This window comes from Chryseobacterium sp. VD8 (assembly GCF_037149975.1).
Taxonomy (GTDB): Bacteria; Bacteroidota; Bacteroidia; order Flavobacteriales; family Weeksellaceae; genus Chryseobacterium; species Chryseobacterium indicum.
In genome coordinates this window covers 1-7,914 of the sequence record NZ_JBBCQL010000216.1, presented here as the reverse complement: position 1 = coordinate 7,914, position 7,914 = coordinate 1, and the positions used below count along the sequence as shown (strand labels likewise).

At 35.6% G+C, this 7,914-nt stretch carries 10 protein-coding genes; 5 read left to right on the top strand and 5 right to left on the bottom strand.

Features of this window, described 5'->3' with window-relative positions:
- Positions 1-241 precede the first annotated feature (241 nt).
- Positions 242-2,767 (top strand): DUF5686 family protein, encoded by a 2,526-nt coding sequence (locus WFK35_RS18315; protein WP_336733777.1) that lies wholly within the window; start codon positions 242-244, stop codon positions 2,765-2,767.
- A gap of 36 nt (positions 2,768-2,803) precedes the next feature.
- On the opposite strand, the gene WFK35_RS18310 is transcribed toward WFK35_RS18315, so the two are convergent.
- The 4 genes from WFK35_RS18310 to rplU all read right to left on the bottom strand — a co-directional run bounded on the left by WFK35_RS18310 (position 2,804) and on the right by rplU (position 4,092).
- Complete coding sequence (locus tag WFK35_RS18310; protein ID WP_336689314.1) at positions 2,804-2,989, bottom strand: bacteriocin-like protein; 186 nt, start codon at positions 2,987-2,989, stop codon at positions 2,804-2,806.
- 61 nt (positions 2,990-3,050) lie between these two features.
- Complete coding sequence (locus WFK35_RS18305; protein WP_214587979.1) at positions 3,051-3,212, bottom strand: bacteriocin-like protein; 162 nt, start codon at positions 3,210-3,212, stop codon at positions 3,051-3,053.
- A gap of 203 nt (positions 3,213-3,415) precedes the next feature.
- The gene (gene rpmA / locus WFK35_RS18300; RefSeq protein WP_047399085.1) at positions 3,416-3,673 is read right to left on the bottom strand and encodes a 50S ribosomal protein L27; all 258 of its coding nucleotides are present in this window, start codon (positions 3,671-3,673) and stop codon (positions 3,416-3,418) included.
- Positions 3,674-3,702: 29 nt separating this feature from the next.
- The gene (gene rplU, locus WFK35_RS18295) at positions 3,703-4,092 is read right to left on the bottom strand and encodes a 50S ribosomal protein L21 (protein ID WP_185207426.1); all 390 of its coding nucleotides are present in this window, start codon (positions 4,090-4,092) and stop codon (positions 3,703-3,705) included.
- A gap of 182 nt (positions 4,093-4,274) precedes the next feature.
- On the opposite strand from rplU, the gene WFK35_RS18290 reads away from it, so the two are divergent.
- Both WFK35_RS18290 and WFK35_RS18285 read left to right on the top strand, forming a co-directional pair.
- On the top strand, positions 4,275-5,162 hold the full coding sequence (locus tag WFK35_RS18290) for a metalloprotease (RefSeq protein WP_214587978.1): 888 nt from the start codon (positions 4,275-4,277) through the stop codon (positions 5,160-5,162).
- Positions 5,163-5,277: 115 nt separating this feature from the next.
- On the top strand, positions 5,278-6,369 hold the full coding sequence (locus WFK35_RS18285; protein WP_336733776.1) for an acyltransferase family protein: 1,092 nt from the start codon (positions 5,278-5,280) through the stop codon (positions 6,367-6,369).
- On the opposite strand, the gene WFK35_RS18280 is transcribed toward WFK35_RS18285, so the two are convergent.
- Positions 6,366-6,608, bottom strand: coding sequence for a hypothetical protein (locus tag WFK35_RS18280; protein ID WP_336733775.1), 243 nt, complete (start codon positions 6,606-6,608; stop codon positions 6,366-6,368). The two genes, WFK35_RS18285 and WFK35_RS18280, sit on opposite strands and share 4 nt — an antisense overlap.
- Before the next feature lie 151 nt (positions 6,609-6,759).
- Here WFK35_RS18280 and WFK35_RS18275 point away from each other — a divergent pair, with 151 nt between their 5' ends.
- The gene (locus WFK35_RS18275) at positions 6,760-7,341 is read left to right on the top strand and encodes a tRNA-(ms[2]io[6]A)-hydroxylase (RefSeq protein WP_076391290.1); all 582 of its coding nucleotides are present in this window, start codon (positions 6,760-6,762) and stop codon (positions 7,339-7,341) included.
- Positions 7,342-7,353: 12 nt separating this feature from the next.
- Positions 7,354-7,914 (top strand): DUF502 domain-containing protein (locus WFK35_RS18270; protein WP_336733774.1); only part of this gene is annotated, 561 nt, incomplete at its 3' end.

Here is a 7,914-nt window from a genome sequence, read left to right as displayed (position 1 = left end):
GACTTACAGAAATGTAGGTCTTTTTTATTTCTGTGATTCTGCATCACATCAACTCAAAAATAATTTCTTAAAAATCATCATATTTTAACAAAACAATAACTATAACACCGTCAAAACGATGATGTTATTTTCATTACATTTGCAGTTTTGTATTTAAACCATTAAAAGTTTAAATAATATTTATTTTTTTATAATAAAAGTGCATACTTTTTGTTATGCAAATAGCTTGAAGAAACAACAAATGTTAATTAACAATTCCAAATATTATTCCCTCTTTTTATTCCTATTTTTTGCAGATTTCGTATACTCACAAAATTCGGCAAACGGCAGAATTGTAGACGCAAAGACCAATAAGGAGGTCTCGGGAGTAGATATTTTCATTAATGAAAATCAAAAACCCTCTTTTACAACCACTTCCGGAAAATTTACCGTACAGTCAGACAGCCTGATTTATAAACTCAGATTTTTAAGAAAAAATTATTCGTTAGAAAGTGTTGATGTAACTCCACAGAATGCCAGCAATATTTTTGTGAAACTGGCTCAGGAAAAAGTCGGGAGCATACAGGAAGTTGTTATTCATAACGAAAAACCGAAATATAAAAACAAAAAGGAAAATCCCGCTTACGCAATCATGCAGAAAGTCTGGGAACGGAAGAGAAACAACGGTTTAGATAAATTCGATACCTATACCTATAAAGAATACGAGAAAATTCAGTTTGATGCCAATAATCTGGACAGTGCATTCATGAAGAGAAAAATCTTCAATAAACTTGAATTCATTTTTGATTATAAAGATTCCACGGCAAGCGGAAAAATAGCACTTCCTATTTTCCTCAATGAAGCCGTTTATGAAAATTACGGAGAAAACAGACCTTTCCAACGTACAAAAAGGCTTCTCACGGCACAAAAAACATCAGGTTTTCAGGATAACCAGATCATTACTCTGATGGCTAAAAATCTTTACCGCGACATCAACATTTATGATAATACTTTAAATTATTTCGACATCGGATTTCCAAGTCCTGCCGGAGAAACAGGCTTCAGTACGTATGATTATAATCTGGTAGATACTATTTCCATACGCGGAGAAAATGCTTTCAAAATCCGATATCAGCCGAAAAGAACAGAAGTTTTAGCTTTTCAGGGATATCTTTATATTGATACAGACAGTTATGCAGTTTTGGGTGCAACCTTAAAATCCACTCAAAAAATTAATGTAAATTTTATTAACGGAATTTCTACAGAACTGGAATATGACAATCCCGACGAAAATACTTTTTTGCCGAGGAAATTTGTTACAGAAATTGAAATGACTCCTTTTTCAAAAAAGAAAACTTCAAAAAGTATTATTGCCAAAAGATCTGTAGATTATTCAGAATACCAGTTTAATAAACCGCTTGAAGACAAAATTTTTAAAAGAACGGAAGAGGAATACAATGACAAATTTGTAGAAAAAGATGATGCATATTGGGTAAAAGCAAGACCAGATTCCCTGTCAAAAAGTGAGCAGGGCATCTATGATATGCTTGATAAGCTTGAGCAGACCCCAAAATTTAACCGTATTGTAAAACTTTACGAGACACTGGGTTCCGGATATTATAACATTACAAAAGGTATTGATTTAGGTCCTATTTTTTCTGTATATGGAAAAAACCAGGTAGAAGGCGATAGGATACGAATTGGAGCAAGAACATATTTCACACGGAACGATCCTTGGAGAGTTCAGTTTTACACCGCTTATGGATTCAAAGACCAGCAGGTGAAATACGGTGTTGAAGGAAGATTTATGTTCAACAGAGTAAACCGTTTTACGATAGGAGCAGGAACAAGAAGAGATATTCTACAGCTTGGCGTTCGGCTGACCAATGATGACGGAATTATGGCAAGAACGTTTGCTTCTTCAACGATTTTTGCAAGAGGAGAAAACGCTTCACTAAGCTCGATAAACCAGACAAATGTATTTACTTCTATTGAACCCTGGAAAAATTTTCAGATCAGACTAGACGGAACCATGCAAAGCATTAAATCGGCAAATCCCGAAGGATTTAATCTCATGTATTACAAAAACGGAGATTTGAGAAAAACAACCAATGATTCACATTTTACGTTAAGCTTAATCGCAAGACCGGGAGCAAAATTTTCCCAGACCGGAATCGACAGACACGAACACGGAACTCTTGCCCCCACTATTGTCTTGAAATACACAAAAGGTGTTGAAGGTTTATTCGGTTCGGATTTTAATTATAACAAATTGCAGTTCCTGTTTTATAAGCCTTTTCTGATCGGAAGCTGGGGAAAAACAGTAGTCAGCTTTGAGGCTGGAAAGAATTTCAATACTGTTCCCTTGGCTTTACAGAACGTAATTCCGGGAAACCAGTCATATAGTCTCGCTCAGAATACATTTGCACAGCTTAATTACTATGAATTTGTGGCTGATACGTATACTACACTTCATTTAGAGCATCATTTCAACGGGAAAATCCTTTCTTATATTCCTTTGATCAAAAAATTAAAATTAAGAGAGATTGCCTTCATCAGAGGAGCTTACGGAACATTAAGCGACGCTTCTAAAGCGATTAATGTAGAAGGATTCAAATATTCTGCCCCAAGTGAGCATATTTATTATGAATACGGTTTCGGAATCGAAAATATCGGCTTCGGAAATCTCCGAATTTTCAGAGTAGATTTCAACTGGCGCGGAAATTACCTCAACAGACCGGATATTTCAACTTTCGGAATTAAAGCAGGTTTTCAGGTCGGCTTTTAAAATATAAAACTCCTTCAGTGCGAAGGAGTTTTTTTCTTACGATTCAACAGGATAATCTTTACAGCTATTGCAATGCGCTACAATGTAAACAATTTTACATGGCGGTCTCTGCCCTTCCGGAAGTCTACAATATACATCGCAAGGTAAACATCCCTGATCCGGAGATGCTCCTCCCATTACATTTTTAAGATCCTGTCTTTGGATTTTTTTTAAATTTTTCATAGTTATAGATTTTTATAAAGTTGGTAATACAGCCTCAAAAAAGAGACTGGAATTCTTTAGTTTAGCAATCACAAGGAGTATCAATTACTGCATTCAGACAATGTGCTTTTTGCCATGCCGTCCAAGTACACCATTCAGAACACCAACTGGCTAAGGCAGGACATTTTTCTCCTCCAGCAATTGTTTTAAGCTGTCTTTTTGTTAATTTTTTTAGATTTTTCATATTAGTTTGGTTTAATTTATTGCCTACTCTGTCTGCTTTTCGGCTTACGCAATATATTCGTTATTTGATAGTTACCAAATATATAAATATTTCCCGTTAAATTGAATAAATATAAAAACTTTAACTTTTCCTCACTTCAGGACACAAGAAAAAAGCCTCAGCAAAATTGCCAAGGCTTTTAATTTTTATAAAACGCTTATATATTATGCGTTTGCTTCTACAGATACGAAAGATCTGTTGTTTGCTTTCTTTCTGAAAACTACTTTTCCGTCAACTAATGCGAACAAAGTGTGATCTTTACCGATACCCACGTTTGCACCTGGATGATGCTGAGTACCTCTTTGTCTAACGATGATGTTACCCGCAATAGCATCTTGACCACCGAAAATCTTTACACCTAATCTTTTAGAGTGAGATTCTCTACCGTTTTTGGAACTACCAACTCCTTTCTTGTGTGCCATTTTATTTTAAGGTTTTTTGGTTTAAAAAATTATTCTGCGCCTTCAGTTGCTTCAGCGTCAGCTTTTTTAGTTGTCTTTTTAGCAGGTTTTTCTGCTTTTTTAGCTCCTTCAAATCCTGTAATACCAGTAATCTGAATTTGAGTTAATGATTGTCTGTGACCATTTTTCACTTTGTAACCTTTTCTTCTTTTCTTTTTGAAAACGATTACTTTATCAGCTTTTACATGATCCAGGATCTCTGCCTCTACAGTGATTCCGCTTACAGCTGGGGCGCCTACCGTGATTGCTCCGTTTACAGTAAGAAGTACTTTATCAAAAGATACTTTTCCTCCTTTATCTCCTTTTAAACGGTTTACAAACAACTTCTGGTCTTGCTCAACTTTGTATTGAAGCCCTGCTATTTCTACAATTGCAAACATTGTTTATAAATTTTTAGTTATTTCGAGGTGCAAATATAAGAAATATTTTCTAATCTCTTCAAATTCAATTCAATCTTTTTTAAAATAAAATTTTAACTATGTTTTGAATATTTTTTCACAATAAAGTGATATGAAATTCCGTTTAATTTTATATCTTCGTTTTCACCAAAATATTTGTATATATGAAAAGAAAAATCCAATTCCCGATTCTTTTGGGAGCCATTGCTGCACTTTCTCTGTCAGCATGTAACGACGACACCATGGAAACACCTGTACAACAGGAGCAAAAGGCAGAAAGCTTAAAACCGGAACAACCGAATGGTCTGGAGAAAGTATGCTATTATGTAGATAACAACTGGAGTTCTTCATCTGTACTGCTTACTTCATTACAGAATTCTACAGACACCAATTTTATGAATTCTCAGATGACAAAAATTGCAAGCATGTGGGGAAGGAGTAATCCTACATTGAGATTCGTGAACGATCCTTCGAATTTTAATTCTACCTACAATGCAATTTCTTATTCTACAGGAAAAATCTATTACGGCTACGCTATTTATTACGATGCAAAAGCAAAAGGCGGAGACATTGTAAACGCGATGATTCTTGCTCATGAGTACGGACATCAGCTTCAGTATATTTTTGGACTGCCTACGGTAACAGAATCCACAGCAAGACCAAACGAGCTGGAAGCAGATGGTTTTGCAGGATACTATCTGAGAAGACCAAACGGATACAACCAGACAAGCTTTACGCAGATTGCAGCCGCTTACGAATTTGCACAGAGCATTGGCGATTACCAGACTACAAGTCCGGGTCACCACGGAACTCCTGCACAGAGAAGATCTGCTGTCCGTTTAGGATTTTTACTGGGGCAGTACAGCCTTACTGCTGCAGATTTCGATTATAACTTCTTCTATTATTATCAGGGAGTACTGAACGGAACTTACAAAATGGCAAAAAACACGCAATATCCTGAACTTGATGCTTATATGCAGCAGTATCTTGAGGAACTTAAACAAATTCAGACCGGAGAAATCTCTGCCGAAGAATTTAAAAACCTGAAATAGATTATCATTTTTTGGAAATATCTTTCTCGAAGAGGCAGGGACACGATTCCTGTCTCTTTTTATTTGTCTGCATATTCTTAAAGTTTATTACTTTTGAAACATCATATCAAAAAAAATGAACAGAGACCTCTATATTGATTTCGCAAAAGGACTGGCTACCATTTCCATCATTTTCATCCATACCGCTTTCTGGTCGGGACAATTTTATATCCAGCCTGAAGTGAGAGTTTTCTCTTTGGTATTTGATGTTGCATTATTTTACGCATTAAGCGGAATAACATCCGGTTCCAATATTGAAAAAACATTATACAGGCTGCTGAAATTGCAGATCACGTATATGATTTTTGTAACCCTTCTGTTCTTTCTGGATTATTTCTTCAAAGTTTTCGGGCTCACTTTCTTTTCTCTGGAATGGCTGCAGAATTTTTATTCGACCTTCGGATCAAACTATGCAGCTACGAAAATTTCGACCGTTCCACAATGGGAAAATTTAGGAAACTGGTATCTTCATCAATACAACAAAGCAGATACTTTTCCTGTGGTAATGGGAAGTTTCTGGTATTTAAAAGTCTACTATATTTTAACCGTTTTTGGTGTCTTAATATTAAAATTTTTTCCGAAACATGTTAACTGGTTCATTGGGCTTTGTGCCGGATTAACCTTATTATTTAATGTTTTTTCGGAAATTTATCCTTCAGGACAGGTAGGATATGTTGCTTTCTACATGACTGTTTTTCTGATTGGAAACAGAATGAAAGGTAAAAAAATTCCGGACAGAATGGTTCCTGTATTATACGGATTTGTTGCGGTTGCATTAGCAGGACTGTTCGGATTTTACGGACCGGAAATATTTTACAAAATCAATAAAAATAAATTTCCGCCTCAGATTCCTTATATTATCTGGACGTTGTTTTCTTTGGTAACGCTTTTTGTTTTTTATAACAGGCTTAAGATTACAAAAGAAAATGTTGTGACCTACATTGGGAAAAATGCGATATTTTTTTATTTTGCACAGGGAATAAGTTCTTCACTGGTTTATTTTTTAGTCGTTCCAATGAAAGAAAATATGCTTTGGTGGATTTTAATGATTTTAATTTACGGAATCAATATTATTTTGGCATTCATCATTTCAGCCGGCTTGAAAAAAGTTGATGAATGGGGTTGGAAAGTTTTAGAGCTTTTAAGATGCAAAACTGCATCTCATTAATCCCTTTCTCTTCCTCCTCTTGCAATCAGTGCGATGATTACAATTAAAACAACAGCTCCGATAATAATGTAAGTAGGATTTGCATACCACTCTGTCGTTGTCGTTGTAGTTTGTTCTGTTGTTACGGTTCCGCCTCCCGTTTTAGTTTCCTGCGCGAAGCTGAAAGCTGACATAAAAAGAACAAAAATTGCTGAAAATAAAGCCCCTGCTTTAGATTTTAAAGTTGTAATAGTTTCCATTGTTTATATTTTAATTTGGTTTTTTATTGAAAACAAATTAAATACCAAGATTTTTAAATTATTAAGAAAAATATTTTTTCACCGTTCTGAATCTTTAAATAAACTTTAATCGTATTGCAAATTATTTTAATTTTACAGAAAATTTTAAAACATGTTTAAGTTGAAACTTCCTACCGATCCAAGGTGGGCAAATATTGCAGAAGGAAACATCGAAGAAATTTTAACGGATCATGCGTGGTGCGAGCAAAAAGCAGCTACCAATGCCATCGGATTGATCACAATGCTTCCTGAATATCCGGAAATCGTGACGGAACTTCTTGCCATCGCACAGGAAGAGCTGGAGCATTTTCGTCAGGTTCATGAAATTATAAAAAAAAGAGGATATACTTTCGGACGTACCCGAAAAGACGATTATGTGAATGAACTGGTGAATTTTATCCAGAAAGGCGGCAACAGAGACGATCTTATTGTAGATAAAATGCTTTTCGCAGCTATGATTGAAGCCAGAAGCTGTGAAAGATTTAAAGTTCTGACTGAAAATATCAAAGATGAGGAGCTTAAAACCTTCTACAGAGAACTGATGATTTCAGAAGCCAACCATTACACCACCTTCATCGGGTTTGCAAGACAGCTTGGAGACGAAGAAAAAGTAAATAAACGATGGGAAGAATGGCTGGAATATGAAGCAAAAGTTATACAGTCTTACGGAAAAGGCGAAACCATCCACGGATAAATAGTATTTAGATTGAAAAAACTGACGTTTGAAAATATTGCCAATTTTTTCCTGAAAAATTTCTTTCAGGGACTAGTAATTATCGGCCCCATCGGACTGACAATTTTTGTTATCTGGTATATTGTAACGTCTATTGATAACATTATTCCTTCCGTTGCAAAGGAAATTCCCGGTCTTGTTTTTATCTCGACCATTTTATTTACCGCACTTTTAGGTTTTTTGGGAAATAAATTCGTGGTCGGAAGATTCTTTTTCGATTCCATGGATCGGCTTCTTGAAAAAACACCCGGTGTAAAACATATCTACACCCCCACAAAAGACGTAATGTCCTCCTTCGTAGGAGACAAAAAAAAATTCAACGATCCGGTCTGGGTAAAGACCAACGAAAATCCTGAAATATGGAGAATCGGGTTTTTAACGCAAAAAGAAATGGCAGATGTTGAAAAACATAATTATGTTGCGGTTTATCTACCCCATTCTTATGCCATTTCGGGCTGGGTAATCGTTACGGAAGAAAAAAACATCAAACCTGTTGTAGCGATGACGGCTGCTTCTGCAATGAAATTTGCGGTA

Bases quoted from the DNA above. Each gene is read 5' to 3' on its own strand.
- WFK35_RS18315 (WP_336733777.1), top strand. From the start codon at position 242: ATGTTAATTAACAATTCCAAATATTATTCCCTCTTTTTATTCCTATTT.
- WFK35_RS18310 (WP_336689314.1), bottom strand. From the start codon at position 2,989: ATGAAAAATTTAAAAAAAATCCAAAGACAGGATCTTAAAAATGTAATG.
- WFK35_RS18305 (WP_214587979.1), bottom strand. From the start codon at position 3,212: ATGAAAAATCTAAAAAAATTAACAAAAAGACAGCTTAAAACAATTGCT.
- rpmA (WP_047399085.1), bottom strand. From the start codon at position 3,673: ATGGCACACAAGAAAGGAGTTGGTAGTTCCAAAAACGGTAGAGAATCT.
- rplU (WP_185207426.1), bottom strand. From the start codon at position 4,092: ATGTTTGCAATTGTAGAAATAGCAGGGCTTCAATACAAAGTTGAGCAA.
- WFK35_RS18290 (WP_214587978.1), top strand. From the start codon at position 4,275: ATGAAAAGAAAAATCCAATTCCCGATTCTTTTGGGAGCCATTGCTGCA.
- WFK35_RS18285 (WP_336733776.1), top strand. From the start codon at position 5,278: ATGAACAGAGACCTCTATATTGATTTCGCAAAAGGACTGGCTACCATT.
- WFK35_RS18280 (WP_336733775.1), bottom strand. From the start codon at position 6,608: ATGGAAACTATTACAACTTTAAAATCTAAAGCAGGGGCTTTATTTTCA.
- WFK35_RS18275 (WP_076391290.1), top strand. From the start codon at position 6,760: ATGTTTAAGTTGAAACTTCCTACCGATCCAAGGTGGGCAAATATTGCA.